Below are 18917 nucleotides of genomic sequence, written 5' to 3'. Positions count from 1 at the left end.
TTAACAAGCGGTACATATTATGCATCAATTTCAGATCCAGCAACAGGCTGTGAAAGCGCTTCAAGATTAACAGTTGATGTAATTGTAAGTGATCCGGGAACACCAACGCTGGTAACAGCAGGAACTCAAAACTTCTGTTTGGTAAATGCTCCAACATTTGCAAGTGTTCAGTTCAATCAAAGCAATATTGTCTGGTACACAGCTTTAACAGGAGGAACATTGATTCCATCAACTACAGCATTGACAACAGGACAATATTTCGCTGCAATCTCAGATCCAGCAACAGGCTGTGAGAGCGCTTCAAGATTAACAGTAGATGTAATTGTAAATGATCCGGGAACACCGACATTGGTAACAGCGGGAACACAAAATTTCTGTTTAGAAGATGCACCAACGTTTGCAAGTATTCAAACTAACGAAAGTAATATAGTTTGGTATACAGCATTAACAAGCGGAACATTAATTCCATCTACAACAGCTTTGACAAGCGGCACATATTACGCAGCAATTTCAGATCCAACAACGGGATGTGAGAGTGCTACTAGATTAACAGTAGATGTAATCGTAAATGATCCAGGAACACCAACATTAGTAACAGCAGGAACTCAAAACTTCTGTTTGGTAAATGCGCCGAATTTTGCAAGTATTCAGTTTACTCAAGGCAATATAGTTTGGTATACAGCTTTGACAGGCGGAACAGTAATTACGCCAACAACAGCGTTAACAAGCGGTACATATTATGCATCAATTTCAGATCCAGCAACAGGCTGTGAAAGCGCTTCTAGATTAACAGTTGATGTAATTGTTAGTGATCCGGGAACACCGACATTGGTAACAGCAGGAACTCAAAACTTCTGTTTGGTAAATGCACCAACATTTGCAAGTGTTCAATTCAATCAAAGTAATATTGTTTGGTACACAGCTTTAACCGGTGGAACATTGATTCCGTCAGCAACAGCGTTAACAAGCGGCACCTATTATGCAGCAATTTCAGATCCAGCAGCAGGCTGTGAAAGTTCAGTAAGATTACAAGTTGCAGTAAATGTAACTGATCCAGCTACACCATCAACAAATGCAGCGACACAAACTTTCTGTTCAGGAACAAATCCAACAGTTGCTAATATTCAGGTAAATGAAAGCAATGTAGTTTGGTATACAACTCAAACTGGAGGAACTGCTTTAGCTACGACAACAGCGTTAACAACAGCTACTTATTTTGGAGCCATTTTAGATCCTGCAACAGGTTGTGAAAGCAGTATAAGATTACAAGTAGCAGTTACAGTTGGAAACACAATAAATCCAACAACAAATAATGCAGCACAAACTTTCTGTTCTACTGCAGCGCCTACAATAGCGAATATTCAAGTAAATGAAAGTAATGTAACTTGGTATATAGCAGCAACAGGAGGAACAGCACTTCCAGCAGGAACATTATTGACTTCTGGAGTTTATTTTGGAAACATTGTAGATGCTACAACAGGTTGTGAAAGTACAACACGTTTACAAGTAGCTGTTACGATTGTTAACCCAAGCGCGACACCAACAACGAATAATGCGACTCAGAACTTCTGTACGCTTAATTCACCAACCGTTGCTAATATTCAAGTGAACGAAGCAAATGTAGTTTGGTATACTACAGCAACAGGAGGAACGGCACTTGCATCAACTGCAACGCTAACAACAGGTATCTATTATGGAGCAGTTTCTAGTGCGATTGGTTGTGAAAATCCAGTTAGACTTGCTGTTACTGTAAATGTAAATACACCAAGCGTAATTACAACGACAAACACGGCTCAGAAATTCTGTCTATCTGCGGTGCCAACATTAGCTAATATTCAAGTAAATGAAGCAAATGTAGTTTGGTATACTGCAGCAACTGGCGGAACACCATTAGTGGCTAATACACCACTTACAGCAACAACATATTACGCTGGAGCTTTAGCAAATACAACTAATGGTTGTGATAACGGACCAAGATTAGCGATAACTGTTTCGTTTGAAAATGATGCTGCGTATCAAATCGCAACAACAGATGATACTCCTTGTGTATTCAAAGGTGTAACATATTCAATTGCAAATGGAAAATCTGATTATGTATGGACTATTAACGGAGGTACAATTGTTACTGGAGGAGGTGCAGCAGATGGGTCTGTTACAGTTTCTTGGTCAGATGTTGGTCCTGGAACAGTTAGTGTTACTTATACCAATACTTGTGATGAAAGAACAACGAAAACATTAAATGTTAGTGTAACAAGCTGCTCTGATATAACAATTACTCATACAGTTGATAACCCAACTCCAAATTTTGGTGATAAAGTAACCTTTACAATCACGGTTAACAATGTAGGAGAAGGAGATTTCATCAATACAATTGTGAGTAATTTGCTTCCAAGCGGATTAGAATTGGTAAGTTCATCCACAACTTCAGGAACATACGATCCAAACACGCAACTTTGGACAATTCCAAGATTAAATGCAGGACAAAGCGTGGTATTGACAATCGTTGCAGAAGTATTGCCTAACGGAAATTATACTAGCGTTGCAACAGTTGAAACTTCGACTCCTTTAGATGTTGATGCATCGAACAATTCAGCTTCAGTTACATTAGAACCAATTTGTTTGACAGTTTACAATGAGTTTACACCAAATAATGATGGTAAAAATGATCTGTTCAGAATTGACTGTATCGAATCTTATCCGAACAACGAGTTGAAAGTATTTAACAGATACGGAGCATTAGTGTACAGTAAAACACACTATGAAAATGATTGGAACGGAACTGCAAATGTATCCGGAGTTGTTAATAGAGGGGATATGCTGCCAACAGGTACTTATTTTTATGTGATCACCATCGGAGATGGAACGGTTAAAAAAGGCTGGTTATCTATTATGAGATAAGCCACTTCTATTAATCATCTAATTAACTAAACTAAATAAGTATCGTTATGAAACTATATATAAAATCAGTAGAAACATATTTCATTTTAATATGTTCTCTTATCACGGTTTGTGCAACAGCACAGCAAGATCCTCAATATACACAGTATATGTATAACACTATGGCGGTAAATCCAGCGTATGCTGGATCTACCGGAACCATAGAAGCAGCACTTTTGTATCGTTCTCAATGGATTGGTATTGATGGCGCTCCAGAAACGCAGTCATTTTCTATTCACTCGCCTCTTCGAAATGAAAAAATCGGATTAGGACTGAGTGTTGTTAATGATAAAATAGGTCCTTCTAATGAGTTGTATTTTGATGGAAATTTCTCTTATTCATTGCCTTTAGGATATGAAAAAAGACTTGCTTTTGGTTTAAAAGCAGGAGCAAGAATGCTGAACATCGATTGGTCAAAAGGAAGATATTATGACAACGATGACGTTTTGTTAAATCAAAACATTAATAATCAAATGAAATTGGCAATTGGAGCCGGAATTTATTACTATACAGATAAATGGTATGTAGGAGCCTCCGTTCCAAACTTCATTAGAAATGATTATTATGACGATGTTCAGGAATCTATTGATTATGATCGTATGCATTTCTTTTTAATGGGAGGTTATGTTTTTGATTTGAATCCAAATTTAAAATTCAAACCAGCATTTTTAGTAAAAGCAGTTAGCGGAGCACCAATTTCCGCAGACATATCAGCAAATTTTATGATTCAGGAAAAATTTGTCATAGGAGGAGCATATCGAACAGATGATTCTGTGAGTATACTCGCAGGTTTTCAAATTGCACCAAGTTTTTATCTCGGATATGCATTTGATTACACTGTAAGTCAATTGAATAAATACAACGATGGTTCTCATGAGATCATCTTGCGTTATCAATTCGTGAAAAATCAAAGCAAAATCAAATCTCCTCGATTCTTCTAAAAATAAAACCTATGAGAAAACTATATATCCTGAGTTTAATTTTGAGCGTTACGTTTAGTTTCGCTCAAAAAACCAATTTAAAGCAGGCTGATGCTTTATTTAGAAACTTCGCCTATTTGGATGCTTCGAAGGCCTATGAAGAATGTTTACAAAACATAAAAAATCCATCGGCTCAGACTTTGAAGAATGCCGCCGATTCCTATTATTTCATTTCAGATTCTAGAAATGCATTAAAATGGTATCGAAAGTTATATGAAGCACAAGGAAACAACTTGACTGATATTTACTATCTACGTTACATCCAGTCTATGAAAGCCGTTATGGATTATGATGAAGCAGATAGAGTTACCAAAGAATATTTAGATAAAAAAGGTGATAAAAAAGAGATTAACCGTTATGTTGCCCAAAAGCAATATATGGACAGTTTAGCGAAAGCAAAATCTCTTTATTCTATTAAAAATCTAGATATTAATACTAGTAAATCAGATTTTGGCGCTACTTTTTTCAAAGATCAGGTGGTATTTTCTTCTGCACGTGATACGACTAAGTTTAGCGAAAAACTTTATAGCTGGAATAATCAACCTTTTTTGAGCTTGTATATAGCTGAAAGAAATCCCGCTGATGGAAGTCTGTTCAATGAAACTGTTTTTATGCCAAACGTAATGACGAAGTATCACGAAGCAACAGCTAGTTTTGATAGTCAGGGAAAAACCATTTATTATTCAACAAATATTGTAAAGAAAAATAAATTGGTTGTGGATGAAGCCAAAGTAAATAATTTCCAGATTATTAAAGGAACAATTGTTGACAATAAATTAGAAAATCCACAGAAAGTATTTTTTGATAGCGATGATTATTCAGTTGGACATCCTTCTTTAAGTGAAGATGGACAATGGCTTTTCTTCGCTTCAGATATGCCAGGTGGATTTGGAGAAACGGACTTATATGTAGTAAAAATTGCTGGTGACGGAACAATGAGTTCTCCGTTAAATTTAGGGCCTACAATTAACACTATTGGTAATGAAGTATTTCCATTTTATCAGAACGGCGTTTTATATTTCTCGTCTGATGGACATTATGGAATGGGAGATTTGGATGTTTACGAAAGTAAATTCCTCCCAGATGGAAACTTCACCGTTCCTAAAAATTTAGGTGCACCAGTTAACAGTAACAAAGACGATTTTTCTTTTATAATTAACAAAGCAAGTACTTATGGTTATTTTTCTTCTAATAGAGCAGGAGGTAAAGGCGATGATGATATCTACTCTTTTGTAAAAGGAAAACCAGTTTGTAACCAAAGTATTTCTGGAATTGCTGTAGATCGTAAAACTAAAAAACCTTTGACGGATGTAACAATACTAGCATATAATTCTTTTAGTGAAGTTTTAGGTGAAACTAAAACAAATTTTGATGGGAAATATGCAATAGAAGTTCCTTGTAATAAAATGGTAAAAATGATTGCAGCAAAACCAAATTATAGCAGTGATGAAAAAACGGTTGAAACAACTGGCAATAACGATGGAGAAATTACAAATGTAAATTTTGAATTAAGCAATTATGATGACTTAGTTGTCAAAAAACAAGGAGTAGAAAAAGTAGATGTAAACCCAATTTATTTTGACTACGATAAATATGATATTACTCCTAAAGCAATTGAAGAATTGACTAAGGTAGTTTTCATTATGCAGAAGTTTCCAAACATCAGAATCAAAATTGAATCACACACAGATTCTCGAGGGAAAGATTCTTATAATTTGAAATTGTCTGACAATAGAGCTAAATCGACTCGAGATTATATCTTGTCACAAGGTATTGATCCTTCTCGTATTGAAAGTGCAATTGGTTATGGCGAAAGCCGACTAATTAATAAATGTAAAAATGGTGTAAAATGTACAGAAGAAGAACACGTTTTAAATAGACGTTCGGATTTTATCATTATTCAAAAATAGTTTTATATTTGTGCTGTAATTTATTGATTATCAGTTTGAAAATATATAACGTCGAAACCATTTGGAAGTTGGTTTTTTTAATTCTTTTTTAAGAATAATGGACAAGGAGAAAATCAGATTGCATGAATTTGCAGTCTGATTTTTGATTTTTTAAAACTTTCACTTTTTATGCTTTTGAACAAAAAATGTTCTAATTTTGATATTCAGTTTATCACTATTATAATTTACAGAATTTTATGAGCATTCAAGAGACTATTCAAACATTACGAAATGAACTTAACCAACACAATTACAACTATTATGTGTTAGACAATGCCACAATTTCTGATTATGATTTTGATATAAAACTGAAAGAACTTCAGGATTTAGAAAATAAACATCCAGAGTTTTTTGATGAAAATTCGCCGACACAAAGAGTAGGCGGAGCCATTACCAAGAATTTTAAAACAATCGCGCATCAATACAGAATGTATTCTTTAGATAACTCCTATTCTAAAGATGATCTTTTAGATTGGGAAAACCGTATTCAAAGAGTTCTTGGAAATGTCAATTTGCAATATACCTGCGAATTAAAATATGACGGAGCCTCAATCAGTATTACTTACGAAAACGGAAAATTAGTTCAGGCGTTAACTCGAGGAGACGGTTTCCAGGGAGATGAGGTCACCAATAATATTAAAACGATAAAATCGATTCCTCTGCATTTAAAAGGAAATTATCCTGATAAATTTGATATTCGAGGTGAAATTATTCTGCCTTTTAAAGGTTTCGAAAAAATGAATCAGGAATTAATCGAAATTGGAGAAACTCCTTATTCAAATCCAAGAAATACAGCTTCTGGAAGCTTAAAACTACAAGACAGTGCTGAGGTTGCAAAACGTCCATTAGAATGTTTGCTGTATTTTGTTACAGGAAATAATCTTCCGTTCAAATCTCAGTTTGAAGGTTTGGAATCAGCGAGAAACTGGGGATTCAAAGTTCCGAATGAAGCAAAATTAGTCAATAACATGCACGAAGTTTTCGACTTTATTGACTATTGGGATGTACATCGTCATAATCTTCCTTATGAAACAGATGGTGTTGTGATAAAAGTAAACAGCATTCAGCATCAGGAAGAATTAGGATATACAGCAAAATCACCGCGTTGGGCAATTGCTTATAAATTCAAATCAGAACAGGTTTCAACTAAATTAAAATCAATTTCTTATCAGGTGGGTAGAACTGGAGCTATTACGCCTGTTGCCAATTTAGAACCTGTACAGCTCGCGGGAACGATTGTAAAAAGAGCCTCTCTTCACAATGCAGATCAGATTGAGAAACTGGATATTAGAATAAATGATACTGTTTTTGTTGAAAAAGGAGGAGAAATTATCCCAAAAATTATTGCAGTAGATTTAGAGCAGCGTCCTGAAAATTCAGAACCAACACAATACATCACACATTGCCCGGAATGCCAGACAGAATTGGTTCGAAACGAAGGAGAAGCGAATCATTATTGTCCAAATTTCTATGGATGTCCGCCACAGATTATCGGAAGAATTCAGCATTATATTTCTAGAAAGGCGATGGATATCGAAGGACTTGGTGGAGAAACCGTTGCTTTATTATTTAAAAATCATTTAGTGCATAATTATGCCGATTTATATGAATTAAAAGTTGAGGATATTCTGCATTTAGAAAGAATGGCGCAGAAATCGGCTGAAAATCTAGTAAATGGAGTTCAGAAATCAAAAGAAATTCCTTTTGAAAGTGTATTGTTTGCATTGGGAATTCGTTTTGTCGGCGAAACAGTAGCTAAAAAATTAGCAAAGCATTATAAAAATATCGACGCTTTAAGTCAGGCTTCTTTAATGGATTTAATTTTAGTTGATGAAATTGGTGAAAGAATTGCTAAAAGTGTTATCGAATTCTTTGAAAACGAAGAAAATAAAATCATTATAGAACGCCTAAAAAGTTACGGAATACAATTTGAAATTGTAGAAAGAGTCAACCCAAATGCTACCGAAAAATTTATTGGTAAAACTTTTGTTGTTTCAGGAGTTTTCAGCCAATTTTCAAGAGATGAATTAAAGAAAGCGATAGAAGATAACGGTGGAAAAGTAGGAAGTTCTATTTCTGCAAAAACCGACTTTGTCGTTGCGGGAGATAATATGGGACCGGCAAAATTAGAAAAAGCAACTAAATTAAATATCCCTATATTATCGGAAGAAGATTTTATAAACAAATTAAATGAAAGCGAATAAACCGTCGTTAATTTTGTTTTTTTTCGCCTTGTTGTGTACCATTATTTTTGATTGGGCACAACAGGACTTTTTCGCGACTTATGCCAAAGCGATTGTTCTTCCGGCTATTTTTATCTACTTTTTAATTAGCAGTGAATTTCAAATTGGAAAAACTGAAGGAGTAATTTTCTTTTTCTGCTTTACTGGACAAGTTTACGATTTAATGGATATCGAAAGTTCTGAACTTGGCGGAGTAATAGTAATAAGTTTCCTGATTGTTTATATTCTAATCGTAACGATTTTTATTAGAGAACATGATAGAATAAAATTGACAAAACGTGATATTTTGCCCATTTCTATAGTGGTAGTTTTTATTGTCTATCTTTTGATTTCTGTTTTGAGTTTACAGCTTGATAATATGAAGAAATTCAACTTGCTGTATACTTTTTATGGTATTGTTTTAAGTATAATGAGTTATTTCTGTTTTGTAAGTTATATTACAAAAGGAACTCATATTACACTATTAATGTCTTTAATGGCAATAAGCTACATTTTTTCGGACATCTTTTATATTTTCAACGAATATTTCTCGTATTCTATCGTTTTGGTTTTAATACGAGATGTAACTCAAATTCTGGCTTATTTCTTTATGGTAGAATACTTTTTAGAAAAAGCCAGAATTCAAAAGAAACCTATACAACAATAGTTGTTCCTTGGTTGGTATGAGCTTTATCTTTATCGAAGTAAAAGTCAATACGGCCTAAATTAATTCCGTAACAACCTACTTGATTTACTAGAACATCTTTCCCCGCTTTGTTTTTTACAACAGTTGGTTTGTCCAGGAAAGTATGTGTATGTCCTCCAATAATTAAATCAATATCCTGAGTTTGTTCAGCAAATTTCAAATCACTGATTTTTTCTGGATCATCTTTATATTTGTAGCCTAAATGCGAAAGACAGATTACTAAATCGCATTTTTGTTCTTGTTTTAAAAGTTTGGTCATATCCTGAGCAATCTCAACAGGATTATTATAAACTGTTTCCAAGTACAATTTTTTATCCACTAAACCTTGTAATTCAATTCCAACACCAAAAACGCCAACTTTAATTCCATTTTTATTAAAGATTTTATATGGTTTAACATGTCCGTCCATAACGGTATTTTTGAAATCATAATTGGAGTTGATGAAATCAAAAGTAGCGTGAGGAAGCTGCGCATATAATCCATCCAAACCATTATCAAAATCATGATTTCCAATAGTAGATGCATCGTACTTCATCATACTCATTAATTTGAATTCCAATTCACCTCCATAATAATTAAAATAAGGAGTTCCTTGAAAAATGTCTCCAGCATCTAATAAAAGTAAATTTGGATTTTCTTTACGAATGCTTTCGATTAAGGCCGCACGACGAGAAACGCCTCCTTTATTTGGATTACGTGGGTCATCGGCAGGAAAAGGATCGATATGACTGTGCACATCGTTAGTATGTAGAATCGTTAAATGTTTAATATCGTTAGTTCCAAAACTGCTCAAAGACAATCCTAAACTTAATAGGGCAGTACTCGCTGCTGTTTTTTCGATAAACTCTCTTCTTTTCATTTTGTATATTTTTTGCAGGAATGCTAATATTCTTTTTGTTGGTTTATTCTTCGGTAATTCTAACGTTTTTAGGAGCTACAACAGTGTCAACTTCTTTAAAATAATCAATTAGAACATTTCTAAGCTTATAGTTTAAATCGAATTTCTCAGTGCCTTTCGCGAAAAAAGTCATACTGTCTCCGCCATTTGCCAAATAATCATTTGTAGCTACATAATACGTTTTATTAAGGTCAAGCGGTTTTCCTTGTACCATAATATTCTTTGCAGTATTGTCTTTTGCAATTGTAAAAGTCATTCCAGACAATGGTTGCGGTTTTTTCTCCTTTATTATATAAGCTGCAATATCTAAGATTTGCTCGCCCTTTAAAGCAATAACAACCAAATTGTTTTCAAAAGGCATAATTTCAAAAGCAGTTCTTGTTGTTACATTTCCTTTTGGAAGAATAGCACGAATACCACCGTGATTTAAAAGACATAAATCAATATCTTTTTTCTCACGAGCTTTAAAAACTAGATTTCCTCTTTGTAAACATATATCGGCTAATAAACTTCCAATGCTGGTCTGCCATTTTCCAGTACTCTTATCAAGTGTTTCTGGACAATACGCTAAAACGTTGTCTAAATCTTGATTAATATGATCGCGATAAGGTTTAATAAAGGCTTCGATTGTTGCCGTTTCGCCAGCGTTTTCGGTAACTGGAAGCTGTTTTCCTTCTATTTTGTTTAGATTGTAGTTTTTCTGACTACAGGAGAATATTGAAAAAAGTGTTAAGAATATAACAAAAAGTTTTAAAAATCCGTTATACTTTTTTAGTTTTGCCATTTTAAATGAAACTTAAATAATTAATTTTGTAATCTGGTAAAAGTACTATGTTTTTGAATTATATAAAGGAATTTTTTGTAAAAAAATCATTAAAAAATAACTTGAGTAATCAAAAAAACGAGGGCTTTTCAAAGAATGTTCAAACGATTGGTTTATTGGTAGATGAAAGCAGTTTTAATCATTCTGAAACACTGATTAAGGAATTAACGATTCAGGGAATTGCTTCAGAAAACATAAAAATTGTTGCTTACAACAGTAAATTCAAGAAAAAAGATACTTATTTGAGACCTACTTTTGGCAAAAGCCATATTAGTTGGAATGGAGAAATTACGGAAGACTTTTTGAGTGAATTTGTAAATTCAAAATTTGATCTTTTGTTGAGTTATTATACTGAAGAAAATATATTCTTGATGATGCTGACTAATAAATCAAAAGCTAAATTTAAAGTTGGTTTTAGCTCCGTCGACAATAATTTGAATCGTTTGATGATTAATACGGAATTAGAAAACTATAAACTTTTCGTGTCGGAATTGTTTAGGTATTTAAAAAATATAAAATAAATTATAATTAAAAATATGCAATCATTAATAGGAACTGGAGTTGCACTAGTAACACCATTTAAAAAAGATTTTTCAGTTGACATCGAGGCTTTACACCGAATTGTAAACTTTTCTATAGATGGAGGAGTTGAGTATCTTGTGGTTATGGGAACAACAGCAGAAAATGCTACCCTTACCGCAGAAGAGAAAGAATTGGTTATAAAGACAGTAATCGATGTAAATAAAGGAAGACTGCCTCTAGTTTTAGGAGTTGGAGGAAATAATACTATGCAGATTGTTGAAGAATTAAAAACAAGAGATTTTAGTGCTTTTGAAGCAATATTATCTGTTTCTCCATATTACAACAAACCTACGCAAGAAGGAATTTATCAGCATTTTAAAGCAATTGCTGAAGCTTCTCCAGTTCCTGTGATCTTATATAATGTCCCAGGAAGAACATCAAGCAATATGCTTCCGTCAACAGTAGTTCGTTTGGCAAATGATTTTGAAAATGTAGTTGCCATCAAAGAAGCTGCTGGAGATATGGCTCAAGCTATGCAGATTATTAAAAATGCTCCAAAAGATTTTCTAGTAATTTCTGGAGATGATATGCTGGCATTACCAATCGTTTTAGCAGGTGGAGCAGGAGTAATTTCTGTAATTGGTCAAGGTTTTCCGAAAGAATTTTCAGAAATGATTCGTTTAGGATTGAATAAAAAAGCAGCTGATGCTTTCAAAACACATTACTTTTTATCAGACAGTATTGATATGATTTTTGAACAGGGAAATCCAGCAGGGATCAAACAAATCTTCCAAGCCCTTGGAATTGCTGATAATACTGTTCGTCTTCCATTAGTTTCTGTAGATGATTCTTTAGCAGAGAGACTAAATGAGTTTGTAAAAAACAGCATTAAATAATTGTTAAAGTGTTAGTATTTTAAGATACTAAAAAATTATTTTGCAGTCGCTAAATTAATAACTAAATTTGCCACCGAAACTTCGGTGTGATTTTGTTTTGGCAAATTGTCTGAGAGATCATAATAAAAGTAAATAAATGAAGAAAATAGTATCATTGTTAATTGTTGTTGCCCTTTTTGCTTCTTGTGGAGAATATCAAAAAGCTTTAAAAAATGAAGATGTTGCAGCTAAATTTGAGATGGCAACTAAAATGTATGATGCTGGTAAATATAATAAGGCAATTCGTCTTTTTGAGCAGTTGGCTCCTTCTTACAGAGGAAAACCTCAAGCAGAGAAGTTGTTTTATATGTTTTCTCAATCATATTACAAAACAAAACAATATTATTTAGCTGGTTATCAGTTTGAAAGTTTTGTTTCAGGTTACCCTCGAAGTGAAAAAGTTCAGGAAGCAGCCTTTTTAGGAGCTTACAGTTACTCGAAATTGGCTCCTGTTTATAGTTTAGATCAGACAGATACAGTAAAAGCACTAGAGAAATTGCAGGCTTTTATTGATAATTACCCAAACTCAGAATATTTGGCTCAAGCAAATGAGACAGTTCAGGTGTTAAATGGTAAATTAGAGAAGAAAGCATACGAAAATGCCAAAGGATATAATACTATTTCTGATTATAAATCAGCTTTGGTAGCATTTGATAATTTTATCGCTGATTTTCCTGGAACACCATTTAAAGAAGATGCGTTGTTTTACAAATATGATTCAGCATATCAATTGGCAATTAATAGTGTGCCTTCAAAAATGGAAGAGCGTTTAAATGTTGCTAAAGTAGCTTATGCTAACTTAATGAAATTTAAAAGCGATACAAAATATAAAACAAAAGCGGACGAAATGAACGCTAGAGTAGAAACAGATTTACAAAAATTTACTAAATAAATAAAAGTCATGGATTTAAAAAAGACGAATGCTCCTGTTAACACAATAACTTACAATAAAACAGTTATTGAAGAGCCAACAGGAAATGTGTATGAGGCAATTACCATTATGGCTAAAAGAGCAAATCAAATTAACTCTGAGATTAAAAAAGAATTGACTGAGAAATTAGAAGAATTTGCTACTTATAACGATAGTCTAGAAGAAGTTTTTGAAAATAAAGAGCAAATCGAAGTTTCTAAATTCTACGAGAAATTACCAAAACCACACGCTTTAGCCGTTCAAGAATGGTTAGACGGTAAAACTTACCACAGAAGTTCAAACAAATAATAGTACAATGTCAGTTTTAAACGGGAAAAAGGTTTTACTGGGAGTTTCCGGTGGAATCGCTGCGTATAAAACGGCTTCTTTAGTACGACTTTTTATAAAAGCAGGTGCACATGTCCAAGTGATAATGACACCTGCTTCTAAGGATTTTGTAACCCCGCTTACATTATCTACTTTATCAAAAAATCCAGTACATTCAAGTTTCTTTAATCAAGATGATGAAGAAGCAGTTTGGAACAATCACGTAGAATTGGCTCTTTGGGCTGATCTTATGTTGATTGCGCCTGCGACTGCCAATACGTTGTCTAAAATGACGACGGGAAACTGCGATAATCTTTTAATCGCGGCCTATTTATCTGCTAAATGTCCAGTCTACTTTGCACCAGCAATGGATTTGGATATGTACAAACATCCTTCAACAGTAGCTAGTTTTAATGCTCTAAAACAGTTTGGAAACATTATGATTCCTGCTGAAACTGGAGAATTGGCAAGTGGTTTGTCTGGAGAAGGCCGAATGGCGGAACCAGAAAATATTATTGCTTTTCTTGAGGCTGATTTAGAAAGCAAACTGCCTTTAAAAGGAAAAAAAATACTAGTTACTGCTGGACCAACATACGAAGCGATAGATCCTGTGCGTTTTATAGGAAATCATTCTTCAGGCAAAATGGGATTTGACATTGCTAATGAAGCAGCAAATCTGGGAGCAGAAGTTTTTTTGATTGCAGGACCAACACATTATAAAGCAAAAAACACTTCGATTAAAGTGGTTGATGTTGTATCTGCTCAAGAAATGTACGATGCTTGTCATTTATATTTTAATGATGTTGATGTGGCTATTGCGGCAGCGGCTGTAGCTGATTACAGACCAAAAGTTGTTGCGTCTCAAAAAATTAAAAAATCAGATGCAGAGTTTTCGATAGAACTTGAAAAGACAAAAGATATCTTGTCTTCTTTAGGGGCTGTCAAAAAAAATCAGTTTTTGATTGGTTTTGCATTGGAAACTGAAAATGAAATTGAAAATGCTAAGTTGAAAATTCAGAAAAAAAACTTAGATTTGATTGTTTTAAATTCCTTACAAGATAAAGGAGCAGGTTTTAAAAAAGAAACGAATAAGGTAACCTTTATTGATAAGAATTTTGAAATCGAACCAATGGAATTAAAATCAAAAGAATCGGTAGCGGCTGATATTTTGAATAAGGTGATGCTGCATTTTTCAGAATAAAAATTTGAAATATACGCCGGAAGCAGAAATGGGGAACTGTTTGTGTTTGTAAAATTAAATATGTAAATAAGTATGAATAAGATAGTTACACTATTAGTATTTTTAAGCTTTGGTTTTGTGCAAGCACAACAGCTAAACTGTACGGTAACTATTAATACAGAGCGACTTACGAATCCCAATAATCAGGTTTTTAAAACACTTCAGACTTCTTTGTCTGAATTTATAAATAAAACAGACTGGACAGGGTCTCCTTTAAAGCAAAATGAAAGAATAAACTGTTCCATGTATATTACTTTATCTTCGAACAGTTCAGATCAGTTTACAGGAACTATCCAGGTTCAATCGTCCAGATTGATTTTTAATTCTACTTATTCTTCCCCTGTTTTAAATTACAACGATAAAGATTTTAATTTTAGGTATATTGAATATGAGCCATTGTTGTTCAATCCAACGACTTACGATTCTAATTTAGTTTCTGTTATCTCTTTTTATTGTTATTTGATTTTAGGAATGGATGCTGATACTTTTCAAATGGGAGCAGGCAATCAATATCTTCAAACCGCGCAAAATATTGCCAATGTTGCACAGCAAGGCGGATTTAGAGGCTGGAATCAGTCAGATGGACTTCAGAATCGTTACTATTTAATTAATGATATGATTGCTCCAACTTATAGTGATTTACGTCAGACAATGTATGCATATCACACAGGTTTGGATGGAATGAGTTCAGATTTAAAATCCTCTAAAGAAAAGATAAAATCTGCATTAATGCTTATTGGAAAACTAAATTCGGTTAAACCAAATGCTTTTATAACCAGAGTGTTTTTTGACGCAAAATCAGATGAAATTGTGTCTATTTTTTCTGGCGGACCAAGTATTACTGTTACCGATTTAACAGATGTTTTAAATAAAGTTTCTCCGTTAAATTCTACAAAATGGTCACAGATTAAATATTGATTCTGTCTCCATTTTTAAAACTTCTCTAACTTTTATTTTTATAAAATTGCCCTATGATTACGTCACTGTCGATTAAAAATTATGCGCTTATTGAAAAACTAGCTATAGATTTTTCTAAAGGTTTTTCTATAATTACAGGTGAGACAGGAGCTGGGAAATCAATTATTTTAGGTGCAATTGGTCTTGTTTTAGGAAAAAGAGCCGATCTGACATCATTAAAAAATAAAGAAGAAAAATGTGTTATTGAAGCACAATTTGAAATTTCAAAATACAATCTAAAAGATTTTTTTGAAGCTAATGATTTGGATTATGAAGATGAAACAATCATTAGACGTGAAATTCTTCCATCTGGAAAATCGCGTGCTTTCATAAATGATAGTCCTGTTAATCTTCAGGAACTGCAAGATTTAAGTTTGTATTTAATTGATATTCACTCACAACAGCAAACACAAGAACTATCAGACGAAAGTGTTCAGTTTAAGATTATTGATGCTATTGCTGATAATTCGGATATTATTTCAGAATATCAAAAGCTTTTGAAATCTTATAAATCAGATAAATCAAAATGGAATGCTTTGATTAAAAAGCAGAGTGATTCTGGAAAAGAGCAGGAATACAATACGTTTTTGCTGAATGAATTAGTGGCTGCACAATTAAAATCGGGAGAACAGGAAGAGTTGGAAGCTGATTATGAAAAGCTGAATAATGTTGAAATAATCAAAGAATCTTTAGATAAATCTTTAGCTATTGCAAATGAAGAACAGTTTGGCGTTTTTCATAATCTAAATGAGATTAAAAATGCTTTGCAAAAAGTAGCTCCTTTTTCGTTAGAATATCAAAATTTATTTGAAAGAATAACTAGTCTTGCTATTGAATTTGATGATGTTTCAAAAGAATTGGAAAATTGCTCTGAAAAATTATTAAATGATCCAGCACAATTAGAATTAGTAAATCAAAAATTACAATTGATTTATAATCTTCAGAAAAAACATCAAGCAGATTCAGTTGATGAGTTGCTTCAAATTCAGTCCGATTTAGGAAATGCTTTATTGGAATTAGATAATATGGATGAAGAAATTGCTTCTTTATCTAAAATTATTGAGCAAAAAGCGACTGAATTGGATAATTATGCGAATCAAATTCATCAAAATAGAATAAATGCTATTCCAAGACTATCAGAGCAGTTAATTTCGATTTTAGAAACTTTAGGAATGCCGAATGTTCGCTTTAAAATGGAATTAACGCCTTCAGAAACGTATTTTCAAAACGGAAAAGATGAGTTGCAATTCTTATTTTCTGCCAATAAGGGAACTGATTTTGGTTTATTGAAAAAAGTAGCCTCAGGAGGAGAAATGTCTCGTATTATGCTGGCTGTAAAAGCGATTTTGGCTAAATATTCTAAACTGCCAACTTTGATTTTTGATGAAATTGATACTGGAGTCTCTGGAGAAATCGCGATTAGAATGGGAGAGATTATGAAAGAAATGAGTAACGCTATGCAGATTTTTGCCATTACACATTTACCTCAGATTGCAGCAAAAGGGGATTCTCATTTTAAAGTTTCTAAATCTACAGTTGGTGATGATACATTGTCTGAATTGAAATTATTATCACAAGAAGACCGAATTATAGAAATTGCGCAAATGTTATCCGGAGCTAATATTTCTGACTCAGCTTTGAATCACGCAAAACAATTATTGAATTAAAATACCACAATGGAAAGTTTGAGTTTTTACGAAAATCAGTTTATAAAAGCAGATTCATTAATTTCTGAAGGGAATTCAGCCGAAGCTAAAGAGCTTCTAGAAGAAATATTATCTCAATATCCTGATTTTGGAAAGGCTCATAATCACTTAGGATGGATTTACTACAATAAATTAAGTGATTACGAAAAAGGAATTTATCATTATAAATTGGCAATGAAATTCGATTCCAAATACGCTGCGCCATATTTAAATTATACCTATCTACTTATTGATATTGGTAGGTATGCAGAAGCAAAACAGCATATTGATTTTACTTTGTCTAATTTGGAGAATGCTGATAACTCTTCTTATAACAGTGAATTAGGTAGAATGGCAGAGTATGAAGGTCAATATATAGAGGCTTATAATTATTATAAAGAGGCAAAGAAAAATGCCTTAAACCCAAATTTTATTGACAATATGAATGCTAATATGAAAAGGGTTAAGGATAAAATGTCTATTTTTGAAAAATTAAAACTGAAATTGAAATAATACAAAAAAAAATAATTGCAAGATGATTATAGAACCTAGAATGAGAGGATTTATTTGTTTGACTGCCCATCCAACGGGAGCTGAGCAAAATGTAAAAAATCAAATCGAATACGTAAAATCAAAAGGAGAAATTGCTGGACCTAAGAAAGTTTTAGTAATTGGTGCTTCTACTGGTTTCGGATTAGCTTCAAGAATTACTAGTGCTTTTGGTTCTGGTGCATCAACAATTGGAGTGTTTTTTGAAAAACCACCAGTTGAAGGAAAAACCGCTTCTCCAGGATGGTACAATTCTGCAGCATTTGAAAAAGAAGCTCACAAAGCAGGTTTATATGCAAAAAGCATTAACGGGGATGCATTCTCAAATGAAATTAAAAGAGAAACTTTAGATTTAATCAAAGCTGATTTAGGGCAAGTTGATCTTGTAATCTATAGTTTAGCTTCTCCAGTACGTACAAATCCAAATACAGGAGTAACGCACCGTTCAGTTTTAAAACCAATTGGACAAACTTTTACAAATAAAACAGTTGATTTTCATACAGGAAAAGTTTCTGAAGTTTCAATTGCTCCAGCAAACGAAGAAGATATAGAAAACACAGTTGCAGTTATGGGAGGTGAAGACTGGGCAATGTGGATTGATGCTTTAAAAGATGAAAATTTATTAGCAGAAGGTGCAACGACTGTTGCTTATTCTTATATCGGACCATCATTAACAGAAGCTGTTTACCGTAAAGGAACTATCGGTCGTGCAAAAGATCATTTAGAAGCTACGGCATTTACAATTGGTGATTCTTTAAAATCTCTTGGTGGTAAAGCTTTTGTTTCTGTAAACAAAGCTTTGGTAACACAGGCAAGTTCTGCAATTCCAGTAATTCCGTTATACATTTCTCTTTTATACAAAATCATGAAAGAAGAAGGAATTCATGAAGGATGTATCGAGCAGATTCAGCGTTTATTCCAAGATAGATTATACAATGGTTCTGAAGTTCCTGTAGATGAAAAAGGAAGAATTAGAATTGATGACTGGGAAATGCGTGAAGATGTTCAAGCTAAAGTAGCTAAACTTTGGTTGGAAGCTACAACGGAATCTTTACCAGAAATTGGAGATTTAGCAGGGTATAGAAGTGATTTCTTAAATTTATTTGGTTTCGAATTTGCGGGTGTTGATTATAATGCAGAAGCAAACGAAGTTGTAGAAATAGAAAGCATCAAATAGCACTATTTTAATTATAGTAAAGCAAAAACCATCAATCAAAAGTTGATGGTTTTTTTGTTAATATATCCTATCTTTGTTAAAATTTTTGAATTTAAAAATA

General features: G+C 33.2%; 16 protein-coding genes. 14 read left to right on the top strand and 2 right to left on the bottom strand.

The window, feature by feature from the left end:
* The 5 genes from GSY47_RS10975 to GSY47_RS10955 all read left to right on the top strand — a co-directional run.
* Window positions 1-2898 (top strand): Ig-like domain-containing protein (locus tag GSY47_RS10975; protein WP_219071263.1); only part of this gene is annotated, 2898 nt, incomplete at its 5' end.
* A gap of 47 nt (window positions 2899-2945) precedes the next feature.
* Window positions 2946-3878, top strand: coding sequence for a PorP/SprF family type IX secretion system membrane protein (locus GSY47_RS10970; RefSeq protein WP_219071262.1), 933 nt, complete (start codon window positions 2946-2948; stop codon window positions 3876-3878).
* A gap of 11 nt (window positions 3879-3889) precedes the next feature.
* Window positions 3890-5827 carry an OmpA family protein gene (locus tag GSY47_RS10965; protein WP_179003350.1) on the top strand — a complete coding sequence of 646 codons (1938 nt, stop codon included), beginning with the start codon at window positions 3890-3892 and terminating at the stop codon, window positions 5825-5827.
* A 236-nt stretch (window positions 5828-6063) separates the two neighbouring features.
* Entirely contained in the window at window positions 6064-8070 is a 2007-nt protein-coding gene (gene ligA / locus GSY47_RS10960) for an NAD-dependent DNA ligase LigA (protein ID WP_179003351.1), read from the top strand.
* On the top strand, window positions 8057-8755 hold the full coding sequence (locus GSY47_RS10955; protein ID WP_219071261.1) for a hypothetical protein: 699 nt from the start codon (window positions 8057-8059) through the stop codon (window positions 8753-8755). The genes ligA and GSY47_RS10955 overlap by 14 nt, the downstream gene beginning before the upstream one ends.
* Here the strand turns inward: GSY47_RS10955 and GSY47_RS10950 are convergent.
* Complete coding sequence (locus GSY47_RS10950) at window positions 8742-9653, bottom strand: bifunctional metallophosphatase/5'-nucleotidase (RefSeq protein ID WP_179003353.1); 912 nt, start codon at window positions 9651-9653, stop codon at window positions 8742-8744. The genes GSY47_RS10955 and GSY47_RS10950 overlap by 14 nt on opposite strands.
* A gap of 43 nt (window positions 9654-9696) precedes the next feature.
* Window positions 9697-10476: a 5'-nucleotidase C-terminal domain-containing protein gene (locus tag GSY47_RS10945; protein WP_179003354.1), complete on the bottom strand. Its 780-nt coding sequence runs from the start codon at window positions 10474-10476 to the stop codon at window positions 9697-9699.
* 47 nt (window positions 10477-10523) lie between these two features.
* Between GSY47_RS10945 and GSY47_RS10940 the strand changes: the two genes are divergently transcribed.
* From GSY47_RS10940 to fabV, 9 genes are all read left to right on the top strand, one after another.
* Window positions 10524-11036, top strand: a complete 513-nt coding sequence (locus GSY47_RS10940; protein WP_179003355.1) for a DUF6913 domain-containing protein — start codon at window positions 10524-10526, stop codon at window positions 11034-11036.
* Window positions 11037-11051: 15 nt separating this feature from the next.
* Window positions 11052-11933: a 4-hydroxy-tetrahydrodipicolinate synthase gene (gene dapA / locus GSY47_RS10935; RefSeq protein ID WP_179003356.1), complete on the top strand. Its 882-nt coding sequence runs from the start codon at window positions 11052-11054 to the stop codon at window positions 11931-11933.
* A gap of 136 nt (window positions 11934-12069) precedes the next feature.
* Window positions 12070-12864, top strand: coding sequence for an outer membrane protein assembly factor BamD (locus GSY47_RS10930; protein ID WP_179003357.1), 795 nt, complete (start codon window positions 12070-12072; stop codon window positions 12862-12864).
* A gap of 9 nt (window positions 12865-12873) precedes the next feature.
* On the top strand, window positions 12874-13191 hold the full coding sequence (locus GSY47_RS10925; protein ID WP_008463064.1) for a DNA-directed RNA polymerase subunit omega: 318 nt from the start codon (window positions 12874-12876) through the stop codon (window positions 13189-13191).
* A 7-nt stretch (window positions 13192-13198) separates the two neighbouring features.
* Window positions 13199-14410, top strand: a complete 1212-nt coding sequence (gene coaBC, locus GSY47_RS10920; protein ID WP_219071260.1) for a bifunctional phosphopantothenoylcysteine decarboxylase/phosphopantothenate--cysteine ligase CoaBC — start codon at window positions 13199-13201, stop codon at window positions 14408-14410.
* A gap of 72 nt (window positions 14411-14482) precedes the next feature.
* Window positions 14483-15367, top strand: coding sequence for a type IX secretion system protein PorD (gene porD / locus GSY47_RS10915; RefSeq protein ID WP_179003359.1), 885 nt, complete (start codon window positions 14483-14485; stop codon window positions 15365-15367).
* A 53-nt stretch (window positions 15368-15420) separates the two neighbouring features.
* Window positions 15421-17073, top strand: coding sequence for a DNA repair protein RecN (gene recN / locus GSY47_RS10910; protein ID WP_179003360.1), 1653 nt, complete (start codon window positions 15421-15423; stop codon window positions 17071-17073).
* A 9-nt stretch (window positions 17074-17082) separates the two neighbouring features.
* A complete protein-coding gene (locus GSY47_RS10905) occupies window positions 17083-17604 on the top strand; it encodes a tetratricopeptide repeat protein (protein WP_179003361.1) in 522 nt (173 codons plus the stop codon).
* A 22-nt stretch (window positions 17605-17626) separates the two neighbouring features.
* Window positions 17627-18817 (top strand): enoyl-ACP reductase FabV, encoded by a 1191-nt coding sequence (gene fabV / locus GSY47_RS10900; RefSeq protein WP_179003362.1) that lies wholly within the window; start codon window positions 17627-17629, stop codon window positions 18815-18817.
* Window positions 18818-18917: the final 100 nt, after the last annotated feature.

Origin of the sequence: Flavobacterium quisquiliarum (assembly GCF_019308285.1) — a bacterium.
Lineage (GTDB): Bacteria > Bacteroidota > Bacteroidia > Flavobacteriales > Flavobacteriaceae > Flavobacterium > Flavobacterium quisquiliarum.
Note: the sequence above shows the minus strand (reverse complement) of the source record. Positions and strands in the feature narration are given on the sequence as shown.

What these genes read in the sequence shown, in the direction of transcription:
- fabV (WP_179003362.1), top strand. Translation starts at nt 17,627, where the DNA reads ATGATTATAGAACCTAGAATGAGAGGATTTATTTGTTTGACTGCCCAT.
- ligA (WP_179003351.1), top strand. Translation starts at nt 6,064, where the DNA reads ATGAGCATTCAAGAGACTATTCAAACATTACGAAATGAACTTAACCAA.
- GSY47_RS10945 (WP_179003354.1), bottom strand. Translation starts at nt 10,476, where the DNA reads ATGGCAAAACTAAAAAAGTATAACGGATTTTTAAAACTTTTTGTTATA.
- coaBC (WP_219071260.1), top strand. Translation starts at nt 13,199, where the DNA reads ATGTCAGTTTTAAACGGGAAAAAGGTTTTACTGGGAGTTTCCGGTGGA.
- dapA (WP_179003356.1), top strand. Translation starts at nt 11,052, where the DNA reads ATGCAATCATTAATAGGAACTGGAGTTGCACTAGTAACACCATTTAAA.
- GSY47_RS10930 (WP_179003357.1), top strand. Translation starts at nt 12,070, where the DNA reads ATGAAGAAAATAGTATCATTGTTAATTGTTGTTGCCCTTTTTGCTTCT.
- GSY47_RS10970 (WP_219071262.1), top strand. Translation starts at nt 2,946, where the DNA reads ATGAAACTATATATAAAATCAGTAGAAACATATTTCATTTTAATATGT.
- GSY47_RS10940 (WP_179003355.1), top strand. Translation starts at nt 10,524, where the DNA reads ATGTTTTTGAATTATATAAAGGAATTTTTTGTAAAAAAATCATTAAAA.
- GSY47_RS10925 (WP_008463064.1), top strand. Translation starts at nt 12,874, where the DNA reads ATGGATTTAAAAAAGACGAATGCTCCTGTTAACACAATAACTTACAAT.
- GSY47_RS10955 (WP_219071261.1), top strand. Translation starts at nt 8,057, where the DNA reads ATGAAAGCGAATAAACCGTCGTTAATTTTGTTTTTTTTCGCCTTGTTG.
- GSY47_RS10950 (WP_179003353.1), bottom strand. Translation starts at nt 9,653, where the DNA reads ATGAAAAGAAGAGAGTTTATCGAAAAAACAGCAGCGAGTACTGCCCTA.
- porD (WP_179003359.1), top strand. Translation starts at nt 14,483, where the DNA reads ATGAATAAGATAGTTACACTATTAGTATTTTTAAGCTTTGGTTTTGTG.
- GSY47_RS10965 (WP_179003350.1), top strand. Translation starts at nt 3,890, where the DNA reads ATGAGAAAACTATATATCCTGAGTTTAATTTTGAGCGTTACGTTTAGT.
- recN (WP_179003360.1), top strand. Translation starts at nt 15,421, where the DNA reads ATGATTACGTCACTGTCGATTAAAAATTATGCGCTTATTGAAAAACTA.
- GSY47_RS10905 (WP_179003361.1), top strand. Translation starts at nt 17,083, where the DNA reads ATGGAAAGTTTGAGTTTTTACGAAAATCAGTTTATAAAAGCAGATTCA.